The organism is Aneurinibacillus sp. Ricciae_BoGa-3, assembly GCF_028421645.1.
In the GTDB taxonomy this organism is placed as follows: Bacteria; Bacillota; Bacilli; order Aneurinibacillales; family Aneurinibacillaceae; genus Aneurinibacillus_B.
On record NZ_CP116887.1, the window covers coordinates 2,650,154 to 2,664,620 of the forward strand.

Below are 14,467 nucleotides of genomic sequence, written 5' to 3' on the forward strand. Positions count from 1 at the left end.
CTATTAGCCGTTTTTTTCGAGTATACGGGAGCCGCCCATGATAGACAGCGCTTTCAAAACTAATCGTTATCGAACTTACTGTGACAGACTCGTTATGAATACGTATAAAAACCCTTTCCTGTTTTTCGGCCCAGCTCTCCCTTAAGATATTTCTCCGTTACAATACTGGAAGGTTTTGCCCTTTCGTCTCCTGTTTCTTCATAACGCTGCATGCGTATCAGGTAGTGCACATCAATTCCAGTTAAATCGATAAGGGCGAAAGGTCCAATTGGATGATTTAGCGCCTTCGTGCATGCCAAGTCGATCTCTTCAGCAGTAGCAATTCCGTTTTCCAATAAGTAGAGGGCTTCATCCATCAGCTTACCGAGAATGCGGTTTGCGACAAAGCCGGAGATTTCTGTTGTTAATAAAATAGGCGTTTTGTGAATCCTTCGCGTCAGTTCTACCGTGGTTTGGGCTGTTTGTTCTGATGTGTGCGGCCCCTGCACAACCTCCACCAATTCCATCACAAGCACAGGGTTGAAGAAGTGCATATTGCATACTTGCTCCGGCCGGTTCGTGGCATCAGCAATTTTCGAACTTACAATGGTGGAACTGTTGGTGGCTATAATGGCATGGGCAGGCGCTAGCCGGTCAACCGCAGCAAATAATTCACGCTTTGCTTCCAGCTTCTCTACGATAGCCTCGATGACAAAATCCGTATCCCGCACTGCTTCCTCCAGAGACATAACAAAATTTAGTCTGGAAAATGCTTCATCTACTTCTCTCGCTGACAATTTGCCTTTGTCAATCCGCCGTTTCATATGAAACTCCAAGGAACTCTTTGCTTTATCGAGACTTTCCCTGCTAGTATCCTGTAAATACACAGAATAGCCTGCCAGCGCGCATACCATGGCAATTTGCGAGCCCATCGCACCTGAGCCGATAACAGCAATTTGCTGGATTTGCTCCACATTCATCTTATATCACCCTCTATTAGTTATTTGTATTGAAAACTATCTTTCCAGGATTAAGGCGATGCCCTGGCCACCACCAATGCATGCAGTTACAAGCCCCCGCTTTACATCCCTGCGCTTCATCTCATATGCGAGCTTAGTCACAAGCATTCCGCCGGTTGCCGCAATCGGATGGCCATGTGCAATGGCGCCGCCTAATACGTTCACCTTATCCCAGTCAAAATGAAACTCCCTATCACAGGCAAGTACCTGGGCAGCAAACGCTTCATTTATTTCTATCAAGTCCATATCGTTTAGTGTTAATCCCGCTTTCTGCAATACTTTGCGGGTAGCCGGAACGGGTCCAATGCCCATAATGTTCGGATCTACACCCGCTACTGCCCAGTACGTGATGCGGGCTAACGGCTCAAGCCCCCTGCGCACTGCTTCATCACCCGCCATCAACACCAGCGCTGAGGCGCCATCGTTTACGCCGGATGAGTTCCCAGCTGTGACGGTTCCTTCTGGTTTAAACACAGGTTTTAACTTCGCCAGTCCTTCACGGGTTGTTTCCGGTCTCGGGTGTTCGTCCCGCTCAAATAGAACGGTCTCCCCTTTTTTTCCTTTAAGGGAGATGGGGACAATTTGCTCCTTAAAAATACCATTCTCCACGGCAGCTTTCATTTTTTGCTGGCTGGCCAGGGCAAACCTGTCCTGTTCTTCCCGGCTAATGCTGTACTGTTCAGCAAGATTTTCAGCTGTAATCCCCATAGGCGGATCTCCAATAGAATCCGTTGACAGCTGCCGGCGGACAAAGGCAGGCGGCGTTCTATCAAACGCCTGCTGTGGCGGTGCCATTAAATAGGGGGCACGTGTCATACTTTCTGTACCACCCGCAACAAAAATCGATCCACTGCCTGCCAGAATCGCTTCGGCAGCAAGCGCAACTGCGTTCATTCCTGAGCCGCACTGCCGGTCGATCGTAATGCCCGGTGTCGACAGAGGCAGCCCGGCTTCAAGCAGGGATAGCCGGGCAATGTTTCCCCCACCCCCAAGGCAATTTCCAAAAATCACATCTTCTACTTCTTCGCCAGACACCTGCACCCGCTCCAGAGCCTCCCTGATCACCACTCCCCCATACTCAGCCGGGGGTACATGCTGTAAACTTCCTCTCATTCTAGCAATTGGCGTGCGAACCGCTGAGACAATTACAGCTTCTCTCATGCTATTTCTCCCTTCTCACTCCCTATTTGGCATACTCTTCAAGAACCCGCTGTGAAATAATAATCTTCTGTATTTCATTCGTTCCTTCGTATATCTTTGTTATGCGTGCGTCCCGGTAGAAACGTTCAACTGGATACTCCGCCATATACCCCATTCCGCCGTGGATCTGTACAGCTTTATCCGCTACCTTGTTAAACACTTCAGTAGCAAATAGTTTTGCCATGGACGCCTCTTTAATCGCTTTATTGCCGGAATCAATCAGTGAGGCAGCCCGGTATGTCAGGGCCCGCGCCGCTTCCGTTTCAGTCGCCATTTCAGCGATGATCCATTGGATCCCCTGATTCTTGGCAATGGCCCTGCCAAATTGTATGCGTTCCTGGGCATAGCGGGCGGATAGTTCGATAAGTTTATCGCATGAGCCAACTGAACGGGCGGCAAGTGTGGTCCGCCCCTCCCCAAGAATGCGCAGGGCGGAAGAATAACCGTGCCCAACTTCCCCAATCACATTTTCTTCTGGGACCTCGCAGTCTTCAAAAATAATCTGGGAGGTAAACGAACCGCGAAGACCCATTTTTTTGTCTACTTTTCCCACTATCAAACCTGGAAATTCCTTTTCGACGAGAAACGCTGTGATGCCGCCCTTCGCTCCTTTTTCTTTATCGGTTACGGCAAAAACAGTGAAAACATCGGCAATCGGACCATTCGTTATGAAGTGCTTCATCCCATTAAGAATCCATTTATCGCCTTTCTTCACAGCTTTCGTTGCCAAATTGGTCGCATCGGAGCCGGCTCCCGGTTCAGACAGGGCAAATGCTGCGATTTTTCTGCCTGCTGCCATCTCAGGTAAGTATTTTTCCTTCAGGTAATCCGAAGCAAGCTTTACCAGACCTGTACTGCCAATTCCGGTGTGCGCGCTTATAAGGGAAACAAATCCGTTATGGGTACGGCCCAGCTGCTCCAGTACGACAGCTTTTCCATATGTATTTAACCCAATTCCACCGTATTCTTCTGGAATGCTTAACCCAAACATTCCCAGCTCTTTCGCTTTTTCTACTAAGTGCTCAGGGATCGCATCTTCTTCTTCGATTTGTTGGGCATACGGCTCAACTTCGTATTCCACAAAATCTCGAATCATTATTCTCATTTGTTCCAACTCTTCGTTTAAGGCAATCATTCTGTCAGTCCCCTCTGCAATTCGTTTTACTTGGTTAATTAAGCAAGAGCTGTGCCAACTTTTACTTAGCCTTCACTCCAGTGGTTGTCTATGCTTAGCGGGGGGAGTGATACATAAATGTATCATTCTGATAAGGATTTCTGCCTTTTCCTGTAAATTAATTTTGTATCATTGATTCATCAATGTATCGCTTTTGCTGTGTTTTCAGCACAAACAAAAAATAGGCATGTAAATGCAAAAAAAAGCACGTGTAAGGTGCTTTAAAGATTATACTTCTTAAGTTTTCGTACGATGGTTGGCTGGCTCGTTCCCAGCACCTCAGCAATACGGTACGTACTGGGCAGTTTCTCCATAGCTAGCGCCAACAACTCGCGTTCCGCTTTTTCTACCGCTTCTTTTAGCGTAACAACTTCAGTTGAATGGCGCACCTTTGTTGGTTCTGTATTCTGATACTCTATTGGCAGGTCTTGTACCGTAATGATTTTAGCTATTACGGTCAGAATAAGCCTTTCAACAAGATTGGCCAGCTCTCGTACGTTTCCGGGCCAGGAATAATGGTAAAAGAAATCTTTCAAACTGCTGTCAAATTGCTTGGATATATCATACTTTTTGTTTAATCTTTCTAAAAAGTAATGAATGAGCGGGAGGATCTCATCCCTCCGCTGTCTTAAAGGGGGTATTGAAATCGGAAGAACATTTAGCCGATAAAACAAATCTTCCCTAAAGGTGCCCTGGCTGACCATTTCCCGCAAATTCCGGTTGGTAGCCGCAATCACGCGTACATCCACGTTTTTCAGTTTAGTACCACCGACGCGCTGAATTTGTTTCTCCTGTATCACCCGCAGCAGTTTTACCTGCAACGCAGCCGGCAGTTCCCCTACTTCATCCAGAAAAAGGACACCCCTATGTGCGAGTTCAAACATGCCCGCCTTTCCTGTTTTGCTAGCTCCGGTAAAAGCTCCGGCTTCGTAACCGAACAATTCAGTTTCCAACAGTTCATGGGGGATAGCCCCGCAATTAATTTTGATAAATTCACCGGTTTGACTTCGGTTTCCTACCCGGTAAATATGCCTGGCGAGTACATCTTTGCCAACTCCGGTTTCCCCAAGTATCAGGACAGTCGCATCCACATTGGCAATGCGTTCACTCATCTCATAAATTTCTTTCATCGTAGCGCTTTCAACAATAAAATCGCCGTTTTTGGGTGCTTTGGCTTTCAGTTTATCGAGTTCTTCTTTGTACTTCGTGTTTAATTCCCGCACCTTATCGAGCTCATTGCGCAAATTGTTGAGTTCAGATAAATCCCGGATGTTCGTGACTACTTTTTCAACCTCGCCGTCGTCATTAAAAACCGGACTGCCTGTAATCAACGTTTCCTTACCTGCAGCACTCTTATAAATAACACTTGCCGGCTCTTTTTGTCTCAGCACTTTAAAAGTCACGGATTCGTTTGCGATGCCCCTGTTGACCAGATAGGCTATGTTTTTCCCTATGTAATAGTTTTTCGGTATGCCTGTAATCCGCTCAATCGCCGAATTGGTCCGGAGGGTTTTTCCATATACGTCCGTAATGTAAATGCCGTCATAGGAGCTCTCAATGATGGCATCCAGCTCTTTATTGGTTTGATGAAGCGCGCTAATCTGCTGGTTCAGCTGAAAAATTTGCGAATCGTCCGCCAGTAGATGCAGAAGAAAAGCTTGTGAATCCCATGTGAATTTTTTATTTAACAGGAGAAAGTGCCGGTCCTGATAGACAGCCAGCGCGATGTTAGCAGACAATGCACTCCACCCTTCAAATAGAGAACGAAGCGCAGCACCCGGTCCACTAAAGGCTGATCCTACTAAACTTAAGAAAGAATGATTAGCCGTCAGCATCACGCCTTGCTCATCCGTTACAACAGCCGGAAAAGGAAGGCTATCAATCCATTCTATTTGTATTGTTATCATTTCCCTGCTCCTTTTGTTCCACAGAAGAAATCGTACCTGTGCACCTGATGGTTTTCTGTATTTTTTCACTTTTCTTGCACTATTTATCTTTATCTTAACAAAACAGGACAGGACCTGTCACCTTTTCAGGAAATGTGTTCGCGTACAAGTAAAAATACATTTTTAGATGAAAATAACAGGCTGCTCATGAGAGCGCCTGTTAAAGAGGTTGGAATGGAAAAAGGTAGAACGCCTCAAAGAAATCAGTGAGCAGCCCCAACATCGTCAACATGCTTTATATGTGTGCTGTTAAACCAGATAAACAGGACGGAAACGACAACAAATCCTGCTCCGACAATAAACGGAATATGTGGGTTAAACAATTCTGCTAATTTCCCTGCAAGGAAGGGGGCAATGGCTCCGCCGATGAAGCGTAAGAAACTGTATGCAGCAGATGCAGTTGCTCGTTCAACGGGGGCAGAGTTCATTACCGCGGTTGTTATGAGTGTATTGTTATTCCCTAATAATGCACCTGCAAAAATAACCGCAGCGATAACTACCCATTGCGTGGATGTCCAGATACCCATCACCAACAGGACAAGGGCAAACAAGCCCAACATCAAACACATGGCTTTAATCGTCCCCAGCCATTGCTGAAGTTTCGGTGCCATGAACACAGAGGTTATGGCCAGCAAAATACCCCATCCAAGGAATACGTAACCTAATCCATGCTCATCTAACCCCATTACGAAAGGTGCGTAAGCAAGCAAGGTAAAGAATCCAAAGTTGTAAAAGCATGCAGCGACGCCAAAAATAACGAGCGAACGGTGTTTCATGGCACGAAACGGTTCAAGCAGAGAACTATTTTTTTTTACAACCTTGTGCGTGTTGGATTTTGGCATCGTTGTACTAAGGCTTATAAAGGCAATGATCATCAACGTTGCAACTCCAAGGAAAGGTCCCCTCCAGGAAATGGCACCCAACCACCCACCTAGTAGTGGTCCTACCGAGATGCCAAGTCCAATTGCAGCTTCATATAATATGATAGCTTTTGCGGTGCCACTGTTCGAAAGGGTAACAATTGCGGTTAAGGCTGTGGCAACAAACAGTGAATTGCCAAGTCCCCAACCTCCCCGTAATCCAACAAGTGTCCAGATCCCATTGGAGACCCCTCCAAGACCTGAAAATATGGCAATAATAACGATACCCATCAGAAGTGTTGACTTGATACCAAACCTGGCTGTAATCGAGCCGGTAATGAGCATAGCCACTGCCATGACTGCATTATAACTGGTGAACAATAAGGTCACCTCACTTGGTGAGGCACTCATACTTTTGGCAATAGCCGGCAAAATGGGGTCAACAAGGCCAAGCCCCATAAAAGCGATAATAGAGGCAAAAAAAACAGCCCAAACAGCTCTCGGTTGTTTTAAGAGGCTTTCCGTTTCTTTAGTTGATGGAGTTGTTTGCGTTTGTTTTGATACCACAGAATCTTGTGGAGTTGACATTCAGGTTCCTCCTCCTTTGATATTCACGGACGTTTTTTAGTTATGGATATTAAAGGATTGTTGTGATAGAGCGATATTTTCTATTTCTTCATCATTTCCTCGTCGATTCTCCCGATCGCTACGCGCGCACGTTCTCTAAGAGTAACTAGCTCCGTTTGGACACGAAATATTTTCCCAATCTTTTGTTCAATTATCTCGAGTTGGTCATCGAGGATTTTTATGATTTCAGTCAAATTTGCCTTTTGTTCTCTTGGATCGGATACCTTTTTATATTCTGCTTTCTGACTTTCTAACGTGTCCGTGAGTGATAGGAATTGCTGTAGTTCTTGTAACGTAAACCCTAATACCTCTTTGGCGACAGTAATTCTCTTCAAAAACTCAACATGTTCTTGTCTATAAAGCCTAGTCCCCCCTTCACTGCGTCCGGGGGAAGGTAAAATACCAATCTCTTCGTAGTACCTAATAGTCCGTTTACTCAAACCACTCTGTTTTGCTACATCATCTATTTTCAATAAGCCATCCATCAAAGAACCGACCTCCTACCATGTTCATCCAAAATTATATATACATTTAACGTTAACGTCAAATGTATAATAGCAATTAATCAGTCTTTATATCTCTGTGTATTCGTTAAAATTTGAAAGGGCTTTTCGTAAGTTTTTTAGTAGTCATGAAGTAACGGAGATCGATAATTCAATAAAACAATAAAAAACAGGGTGATGACATATTAGATATGGCTAATATGTCATCACCCGTTATTTTCTTGAATTTCTTTTTAGTTAGCTCTTGATAACTTGTAATAAAGGAGTCGTGTTTCGCGCGTTAAAAAATGGGTATTTTAAGCATTAGGAGGAACGGTTAGCAGGTTGTTTTGGATGGCACCCAGCTGCCCTTGATTCGCTTCTTCCCAATCCCACCAGCTAATGTTCGTAAATTTAGCAGCCTGGCTTAATTGAACGAATCTCGCAATATCCTCAGGCTGTGCTGTTGAGTAGGATTGCCCGGTAGGCGCAATTGGTTTGCCAAATTTTTGGTAAGATGCAATGGAAGCTTTAAAAGCTTTGTCCACCGTCCAGCCCATATCATCCCAATAGATTTGCGGCATCATAGCGTTAACGAAATTATTGTACTGAGCAAATGGAACTTCTGGATGATAGTCGGCTATAGCAAAAGATGAAAGGGCAAGAAGGGTATCGGGATACTTAGAGCGCAGTAGCTGCCCAAATTCTGCCACCTGTGCGCCTTTTCCTTTCAGCTCCACTTCAGCATCTAACACGATAAAATCCGCTCCTGCCTGGATGGCCTGCGAACACGCATCAACTTCACCCGGTACATCCGTTAAATACTGGTAAATCCAGCCTCCCACTTGGAAGCCGGCTGCTTTAAACGGAGCAGCATACTTTTTAAATTGGGCCATGTAGCCCTGGCTCACGGGATCTCCCTTAAGGCTTCCATTCGCGAATTTAATGATGACGCCTGTGACCCCTAGCTTTTTGGCCTGGGCGATCATGGCATTGACATCACCGTTGTCCAAGTTTTTCGCGTTCCATATAAACATAAATGTCCCATTAAACACGGCCGTTGGGCGGGAAGAGGCCGGCGCCACGCTGCCTGAATTGTCTGAAGTGGATACAACCGGCTGTACATCATAAGATTGGCCCCCAGTTGTAATCGGATCTCCACTCGGGTTGGTACCCGGTGAACTGAGTACAGGCTTCGGAGGCTGTGATGCTGTTTGGGTTTGTTGTGCACCAGCACCTGCGGTATCCGCAACCGGTGGTGTGGCGGCACTCCCAACGGGATCCTTGTTTAACGAAGGATCAGCAACCGCACCTGGCTGGCTGCTTGTTTGAGAGGCTGCATCCGGTTGTGCCGGGGTTCCAGTTGTACCTGTCTGGCTGGGATCAACGGTCACTGTGTCCGGAGTTGGGGTTATGGCTGATGCGTTTGTATCAACCGCTTGTCCTATTCCCTGGCCCACCGTATCCTGCGATGCCGGTGCCGGGGTTGTATCGCCATTGACGGACAATCCTTTATCCAGCATGACCACCGCTTCAGCCCGGGTAATATCCTGATTTGGCCGGAATGTGCCGTCTTCTGTGTACCCATTAAGGACTTGCTTTTGAGCAAGTGCTGTGATGCTGTTCAGCGCCCATTGAGGAAGATCGGACTCATCCGTAAACTTCTTTCCTGCTGTGGAAGACGTATCGAGATTTAATAGTTTTGCGACCATTACTGCAGCTTCCGCCCGCGTGATCGGCTGATCTGGGGCAAACGTATTGTCAGGATAGCCAGCTATGTAACCTGCCGATTTTGCAGAAGCTACCTGGCTGTAAAACCACTGATTTGCATGCACATCGGAAAAATTAGCCACAGCTTTCTGATCAAATTTGTTATAGGCTTTATTGACGATCGTAACAAACTCCGCACGGGTGATTTGATTGTCTGGCTTAAAGGTGTGATCCTCATAACCTGTAACGGCACCTAGCGCCATCATTTTATCTATCGAATCTTTCGCCCAGGGCAGATTGTTATCTAGTAAACTAGCAGCTGAAACGGCCGAAGTCGTGCTTAACGCGATCGCCGATGCAAGGGCGACTTTAATAACCTTGAATTTCATACTTGAAAGAACCTACCTTTTCGTTTCTAATAGAAATTACAATACAAACACTAGTATAACTGTTTTTGACAATATTCGCATGATATAAAAATAATAGGCAAATGTACCAAGGTATTTATTGGACATTCTTTTTCTATCCGCTTCATTCACGAATCCTCTTTACCGTTTTCATATCAAATCCTTCCCCATGCCAATAACTATACGATTAATATATCACACTGCTGTTAATTTTTTCTTGCCGAATTACTCATTTCCACAAAAAAAAGCCACCGTGGCATATACCCAGGTTGGCTCGTTGGATTAGCTAATTCTCCTTTAAAAAGTAGATTATACGTGTGATCGCTCTCAGACTGTTTCAGCGGTGATCTCCTTCAAAGCACAAAGCGCATTGATGGCAGTTGGAAAACCGCCGTATGGAACGGTTTGAATAATGACCTCTTCAATTTCCTCTGCAGTTAAGCCTACGTTCAATGCAGCGCCGATGTGGACCCGCAGCTGTGGATCTCTTCCTCCCATTACGGTGAGCATGGCTACGGTCGCAATTTCCCTTTCCCGCAGACTCAGTCCATCCCGGCTGTATATATCCCCAAACGCAAATTCAACAATATAACGCCCAAGGTCTCCGAGTGGGGCCACTACTTCCTCCCCGGCTTTACCATCCACCTCGGCGAGTTTTTGCAATCCCATTTCAAATCGGCTTCTGTTTTCCATCGCTTAACTCCTCCTTCATTTGTCTGTAATGCTCAATTTTTGCTTCAATAATTTTTGCATTTTCTTTCAGCTGTTTGATACTCTTTAACACTTCTTCATAATGGGCCTCCAACAGCTCAGTTCTTTCTGATACTGTCTCGTCTCCCCTATACCGCAGCTCAGCAAACGCCTGCATCTGTCTAATGGACATTCCGGTTGCGCGCAGCCGGTGCAGGAACTCAACCCAGGCGATATCTTTTTCAGAATACAGCCGATAGCCGTTTGGCAGCCTCTTCACAGAGACGATTAAACCGACTTTCTCGTAATAGCGCAACGTGTGGGCGCTCATACCCGCTATTTCTGCCATTTTTTGAATCGTAAGTTCCTTATTCATAGTCAAAATGTACACCTTAGAGCGCGCTCTAAGGCAATCCCCTTTTTCAAAGTTTTTTACGCGTATATATAAAAACTCCCGCATTTCACTGAAACACGAGAGTTTATCGATCTCATTTCTATAAGCCTATGTAGTTTCACTTATAAATCTCGCGCATAATGTGCGCAATCTCTGGCAGGATTAGTTTATTCATAGCCAGCCGGACCGCACCGGATGAACCAGGCATGGAGAAAACCGCCCTGTCTTTGCACACTCCTGCGATAGCCCTGCTGAGAATAGCCGCGGAACCAATGTCTTCCGTGTAGCTGAGCATCCTAAAAATTTCGCCAAAACCAGGCAGCTCTTTGTCGAGCATTGACTGCACCACTTCATACGTTACATCACGCCGGGCAATGCCTGTACCGCCATTAAGCAGAATCGCCTCCACTTCAGCGTGATCGAGTCCTGACGCTATTGACTGCGTGATAGCCTCCTTCTCATCTTTTACGATTTCGTAGCGGGTTACTTTATGGCCGGCTTGGGAGAGCAGGCTGCGTATCAGCTGTCCGCTTTTATCAGTGGATTCATCCCGCGTATCGCTAACCGTAATAACCATGCAGGAGATGGATCGCGGCGCCTCCCTTTTATGTTCCGAAACAGACATGAAGAAAACCTCCAATATTTTCTACTCTACATAATATTTTTATGGTAAAATATCCATTATTACTGAATCTGGGGGACCGGCTGGCTATATGAGGCGGTCGATGCCTTAAACAGCTGGCTAGGGCTGCGCAAGTGTACAGGCCCTCTGCCGCCGCATGCCTGTCTGTATGCAGATCTACACCAATGTTGCGCACCGTGCATCCGCCCGGAAATTTCTGCTTCCTACATGGTAAATGTAGAGCGGGCTTCAGCTATCCTTTCCGGCGATAACGAAACAATGTACAAAGATCTGGAGAACCGCCGCGAAAAAGCCGCGGAAAACCTCCAATTTGAAGAAGCACAAAAATTTCAAATGCTGCTCGCATTGGCACGCCACAATGGAAAAATCAAGAACTACGTCACAAGCCACCATGCACTTGTCACCGCATTGGATGAAGAAGGTGGACTTACCGGCCTTGTTATTATTCACGGCAGGCTGGTCAAGACGATGCATGCTGCCAATACACCGGCAGGCATGAAAAACATGCAGTGTGCGGCGAAAGAACTGTATATAAAAATGCGCGGCACAATGGCCGCGCCTAGCGCAGAAGAAATCGATGAAATGCTCATTATTGCTTCCTGGCTTGAACATCGTTGCGACGAGTTAACCGTTTATTCGCTCGATCACGCCTGGTCAACTGCGCCTGCTACCTGAACGGCCCGGTCGAGAAAATCCTCAATTTCCTCTCGTGTTTTCCCCAGCCGGCTGACGAAGCGGGCAAGTTCGATTCCCCCCTTGAAAGCAATAAAGCTTGGAATACCAAATACATTTAACTCCTGTGCAAGTTCACTAAACTTATCACGGTCTAAGCCTATAAACGAAAGGCGATCTTTGTATGCTTCCTCAACCTCCGGCATAAACGGATCAATGCGGCGACAGTCAGGGCACCAGTCTGCATAGAACTTCGCAACTACCAGGCTGTCCCGACCTATCTCTTCATCAAACGCTTCCCTCGTTGTGATTTCCTTCATCTATTGTCACCCCTGTCTGTATTGTGCAATTTCACACTCAGTATACTTCTCATCTTTATTGTAGCAAGCCTACTTCTATTCGGCAAATACCCTACATACGTATAGAGAAGAAGCACAACGGGAGGAGAAAAGAAATGTCCCATGTTTTTGTCACACGTTCCCTGGAAGAAGTCCGTTTCTGGTGCCGTATGATGAAAGAGCATGCTTTACTTATTCGGTATGGATTCACAGGTGACCAAAGGCAGCAAATACAAGAAGCCGATCGCTGTTTCTATGTTTTTGAGGAAATTGAAGAAAGGCTGTACCAGTTTAACGAGCGGGCCGAACCGGAAATGATGGTGCGCTTCAATATGGAAATTTACCAGGCTGCATCAAACTTGTGGGGTTTCACTCGGAAAGTGCTTTCCTACTCCTTGTCCCGCAAGTTGATCACCCACCATTACCCGCTGTTCATCGACCATATGAGCCGTGAAACCGCCTATTTCATGAATCGCATCGAACTGCTAAACAAGGGAACTTTTGAAATTCTACGAGAGACCGTGATAACCGAAAATATCTTCTACCTGCGCTTGATGGCGGATCACGCCAAATTCTTTGGCCACATGATTGACCCGTCTGAGCGAGAACTGACCTCGCAGGCTTCCGATTTTAGTTTTCAGTTTGACCAGCTGTTGCTGTCTGCGGTGGATCTGGAGTCCATGAGGCCATATTCGCAGAAAACGTCCATTCTGGAGCGGTTCATTGCGGAAAACCGAAATGCGGTTATTTCGTTTAAGGAGTATAAGCAAACCGTCCGCGAGCTTGCGCATAAAGGAAGAATCCGCGGCAACCTGCACCCTGCGTTTGCGGCACAGATGGCGCGAGAAGCGGACTACTGCCTTACATTTCTTGATGCATGCGACCATGTCATCCATCTGCCGCCGGGCCCGGAAAACCAGGCGCTGTCCGAGTCATCGTCATCATCTTCCTCACCGCCCCCTGTCTAGGAAGGGTCACCCTAGGGCATTATTATACAACCCGATTCTTTTTTAACCGCTCGATCTCGTCCTCCGTGTATCCAAGGGTTCGGAGGATTTCTTCTGTATGCTGCCCTCTGGCCGGTGGTGCTGAATGTATGGCAACATGCTCATCCATCAACAGCGGATTTTTGCTCGTCAGAACTCCGGGTTTACCCGGGAATGGGGGATACAACTTACGCTCCTTGGCATGTGGGCTGGCAATGGCTTCCTCCACAGTTAACACAGGAGTGAGGCAAACATCTTCTGCCGCAAACAACGCAACCAATTCCTCAGAGGTAACTGAGCCAAAATAGTCCTTAAGCGCCTTTCTGATAAGCAGTTGTTTTTCTGGATTAATATAGTCAGCAGGCAGTTTTGGCAAATTGGCGACTTCACAAAACCGTTTCCAAAACTTATCTTCAAGCGCACCCAGCGCAAACCAGCGGCCATCCTTTGTCTCGTATACGTTGTAGCAGGCCAATGAACCTGTAAGCGGGTTATAGCCGCTGCGTCCGCTCTCTTTTTCTGCCATATGATAGGCCAGCACCGGCACCATAAAAGGAAGAATACCATCTGTCATGGAAACATCGAAATACTGCCCCTCGCCTGTTACCGTTCTGTTTAATAACCCTAATAAAATCGCGTTCACACAAGCCAGCGTTCCGCCGCCGATGTCGGCCAGCTGCACAGGCGGGAGTATCGGTTTGTTATCATTATTGCGGATCATTTCATGCAGAAGGCCCGTAAACCCAATGTAATTCAAATCATGGCCAGCCTTGTTGGCATGCGGGCCGGTCTGTCCGTATCCGGTTATTGAGCAGTAAACGATGCCAGGGTTTAAAGCCCTTACCTGTTCATAGTCAATTCCTAGCCTTTTCATCACATCGGGACGGAAACTCTCTACTAGAACATCTGCATCGCGGGCCAGGCGGAGAAATATCGCCTTACCTTCATCAGACTGAAGATTCAGACACAAACTTTTCTTCCCACGGTTTGCCAATTGGTATAGAGCTCCGACTCCTTCAATATAAGGCTCCATTGTTCGCGCGTAGTCTCCGATAAAGGGATCTTCTACTTTAATAATGTCGGCGCCAAAATCAGCCAAATACATCGAACACAAGGGACCTGGCAGAAGCCTGGTCAAGTCCAATACTTTTATTCCCCGCAATGCCTCCATCTGCTTCCCTGCCTCTCCACACAAAATATATGTAACTGCTTTTATATTATTAGAAAACTTGGCTGACGCCAAGCAGCAGGCGAAGGTCGACAGCCTTAGTTGCTCTTACGTGGCTAGGAAACATATACTTTCCTAGCCACTAAGAAAAAAATAGCATAGGGCATGCTAT

The 14,467-nt window shown here is 46.5% G+C and carries 14 protein-coding genes; 2 read left to right on the forward strand and 12 right to left on the reverse strand.

Annotated elements, in window-relative coordinates; genetic code table 11:
• Nucleotides 1-92: 92 nt before the first annotated feature.
• The 10 genes from PP175_RS13420 to PP175_RS13465 all read right to left on the reverse strand — a co-directional run bounded on the left by PP175_RS13420 (nucleotide 93) and on the right by PP175_RS13465 (nucleotide 11,113).
• A complete protein-coding gene (locus PP175_RS13420) occupies nucleotides 93-959 on the reverse strand; it encodes a 3-hydroxyacyl-CoA dehydrogenase family protein (protein ID WP_272438861.1) in 867 nt (288 codons plus the stop codon).
• A 36-nt stretch (nucleotides 960-995) separates the two neighbouring features.
• On the reverse strand, nucleotides 996-2,159 hold the full coding sequence (locus tag PP175_RS13425; protein ID WP_272438862.1) for a thiolase family protein: 1,164 nt from the start codon (nucleotides 2,157-2,159) through the stop codon (nucleotides 996-998).
• Nucleotides 2,160-2,181: 22 nt separating this feature from the next.
• Complete coding sequence (locus PP175_RS13430; protein ID WP_272438863.1) at nucleotides 2,182-3,333, reverse strand: acyl-CoA dehydrogenase family protein; 1,152 nt, start codon at nucleotides 3,331-3,333, stop codon at nucleotides 2,182-2,184.
• 260 nt (nucleotides 3,334-3,593) lie between these two features.
• Complete coding sequence (locus PP175_RS13435) at nucleotides 3,594-5,279, reverse strand: sigma-54 interaction domain-containing protein (protein WP_272438864.1); 1,686 nt, start codon at nucleotides 5,277-5,279, stop codon at nucleotides 3,594-3,596.
• A 242-nt stretch (nucleotides 5,280-5,521) separates the two neighbouring features.
• Nucleotides 5,522-6,766, reverse strand: a complete 1,245-nt coding sequence (locus PP175_RS13440) for an MFS transporter (RefSeq protein WP_272438865.1) — start codon at nucleotides 6,764-6,766, stop codon at nucleotides 5,522-5,524.
• A gap of 80 nt (nucleotides 6,767-6,846) precedes the next feature.
• A complete protein-coding gene (locus PP175_RS13445) occupies nucleotides 6,847-7,290 on the reverse strand; it encodes a MerR family transcriptional regulator (RefSeq protein WP_272443261.1) in 444 nt (147 codons plus the stop codon).
• Nucleotides 7,291-7,604: 314 nt separating this feature from the next.
• On the reverse strand, nucleotides 7,605-9,386 hold the full coding sequence (locus tag PP175_RS13450) for an S-layer homology domain-containing protein (RefSeq protein WP_272438866.1): 1,782 nt from the start codon (nucleotides 9,384-9,386) through the stop codon (nucleotides 7,605-7,607).
• A 345-nt stretch (nucleotides 9,387-9,731) separates the two neighbouring features.
• A complete protein-coding gene (locus PP175_RS13455) occupies nucleotides 9,732-10,097 on the reverse strand; it encodes a carboxymuconolactone decarboxylase family protein (RefSeq protein ID WP_272438867.1) in 366 nt (121 codons plus the stop codon).
• A complete protein-coding gene (locus PP175_RS13460; RefSeq protein WP_272438868.1) occupies nucleotides 10,075-10,470 on the reverse strand; it encodes a MerR family transcriptional regulator in 396 nt (131 codons plus the stop codon). Before PP175_RS13460 ends, PP175_RS13455 begins: the two co-directional genes overlap by 23 nt.
• Nucleotides 10,471-10,606: 136 nt before the next feature.
• Nucleotides 10,607-11,113 (reverse strand): MogA/MoaB family molybdenum cofactor biosynthesis protein, encoded by a 507-nt coding sequence (locus PP175_RS13465; RefSeq protein WP_272438869.1) that lies wholly within the window; start codon nucleotides 11,111-11,113, stop codon nucleotides 10,607-10,609.
• A 225-nt stretch (nucleotides 11,114-11,338) separates the two neighbouring features.
• Here PP175_RS13465 and PP175_RS13470 point away from each other — a divergent pair, with 225 nt between their 5' ends.
• A complete protein-coding gene (locus PP175_RS13470; RefSeq protein WP_272438870.1) occupies nucleotides 11,339-11,806 on the forward strand; it encodes a hypothetical protein in 468 nt (155 codons plus the stop codon).
• Here the strand turns inward: PP175_RS13470 and PP175_RS13475 are convergent.
• A complete protein-coding gene (locus PP175_RS13475; RefSeq protein WP_272438871.1) occupies nucleotides 11,776-12,123 on the reverse strand; it encodes a thioredoxin family protein in 348 nt (115 codons plus the stop codon). The two genes, PP175_RS13470 and PP175_RS13475, sit on opposite strands and share 31 nt — an antisense overlap.
• A 134-nt stretch (nucleotides 12,124-12,257) precedes the next feature.
• Between PP175_RS13475 and PP175_RS13480 the strand changes: the two genes are divergently transcribed.
• Nucleotides 12,258-13,109, forward strand: coding sequence for a DUF2935 domain-containing protein (locus tag PP175_RS13480; RefSeq protein WP_272438872.1), 852 nt, complete (start codon nucleotides 12,258-12,260; stop codon nucleotides 13,107-13,109).
• A 22-nt stretch (nucleotides 13,110-13,131) separates the two neighbouring features.
• Here PP175_RS13480 and PP175_RS13485 read toward each other — a convergent pair whose 3' ends face one another.
• Complete coding sequence (locus PP175_RS13485) at nucleotides 13,132-14,298, reverse strand: CaiB/BaiF CoA transferase family protein (RefSeq protein WP_272438873.1); 1,167 nt, start codon at nucleotides 14,296-14,298, stop codon at nucleotides 13,132-13,134.
• Nucleotides 14,299-14,467: the final 169 nt, after the last annotated feature.

Coding starts and splice junctions, on each gene's coding strand:
- PP175_RS13480 (WP_272438872.1), top strand. CDS start 12,258: ATGTCCCATGTTTTTGTCACACGTTCCCTGGAAGAAGTCCGTTTCTGG.
- PP175_RS13475 (WP_272438871.1), bottom strand. CDS start 12,123: ATGAAGGAAATCACAACGAGGGAAGCGTTTGATGAAGAGATAGGTCGG.
- PP175_RS13455 (WP_272438867.1), bottom strand. CDS start 10,097: ATGGAAAACAGAAGCCGATTTGAAATGGGATTGCAAAAACTCGCCGAG.
- PP175_RS13445 (WP_272443261.1), bottom strand. CDS start 7,290: ATGGATGGCTTATTGAAAATAGATGATGTAGCAAAACAGAGTGGTTTG.
- PP175_RS13450 (WP_272438866.1), bottom strand. CDS start 9,386: ATGAAATTCAAGGTTATTAAAGTCGCCCTTGCATCGGCGATCGCGTTA.
- PP175_RS13485 (WP_272438873.1), bottom strand. CDS start 14,298: ATGGAGGCATTGCGGGGAATAAAAGTATTGGACTTGACCAGGCTTCTG.
- PP175_RS13435 (WP_272438864.1), bottom strand. CDS start 5,279: ATGATAACAATACAAATAGAATGGATTGATAGCCTTCCTTTTCCGGCT.
- PP175_RS13465 (WP_272438869.1), bottom strand. CDS start 11,113: ATGTCTGTTTCGGAACATAAAAGGGAGGCGCCGCGATCCATCTCCTGC.
- PP175_RS13420 (WP_272438861.1), bottom strand. CDS start 959: ATGAATGTGGAGCAAATCCAGCAAATTGCTGTTATCGGCTCAGGTGCG.
- PP175_RS13460 (WP_272438868.1), bottom strand. CDS start 10,470: ATGAATAAGGAACTTACGATTCAAAAAATGGCAGAAATAGCGGGTATG.
- PP175_RS13430 (WP_272438863.1), bottom strand. CDS start 3,333: ATGATTGCCTTAAACGAAGAGTTGGAACAAATGAGAATAATGATTCGA.
- PP175_RS13470 (WP_272438870.1), top strand. CDS start 11,339: ATGGTAAATGTAGAGCGGGCTTCAGCTATCCTTTCCGGCGATAACGAA.
- PP175_RS13425 (WP_272438862.1), bottom strand. CDS start 2,159: ATGAGAGAAGCTGTAATTGTCTCAGCGGTTCGCACGCCAATTGCTAGA.
- PP175_RS13440 (WP_272438865.1), bottom strand. CDS start 6,766: ATGTCAACTCCACAAGATTCTGTGGTATCAAAACAAACGCAAACAACT.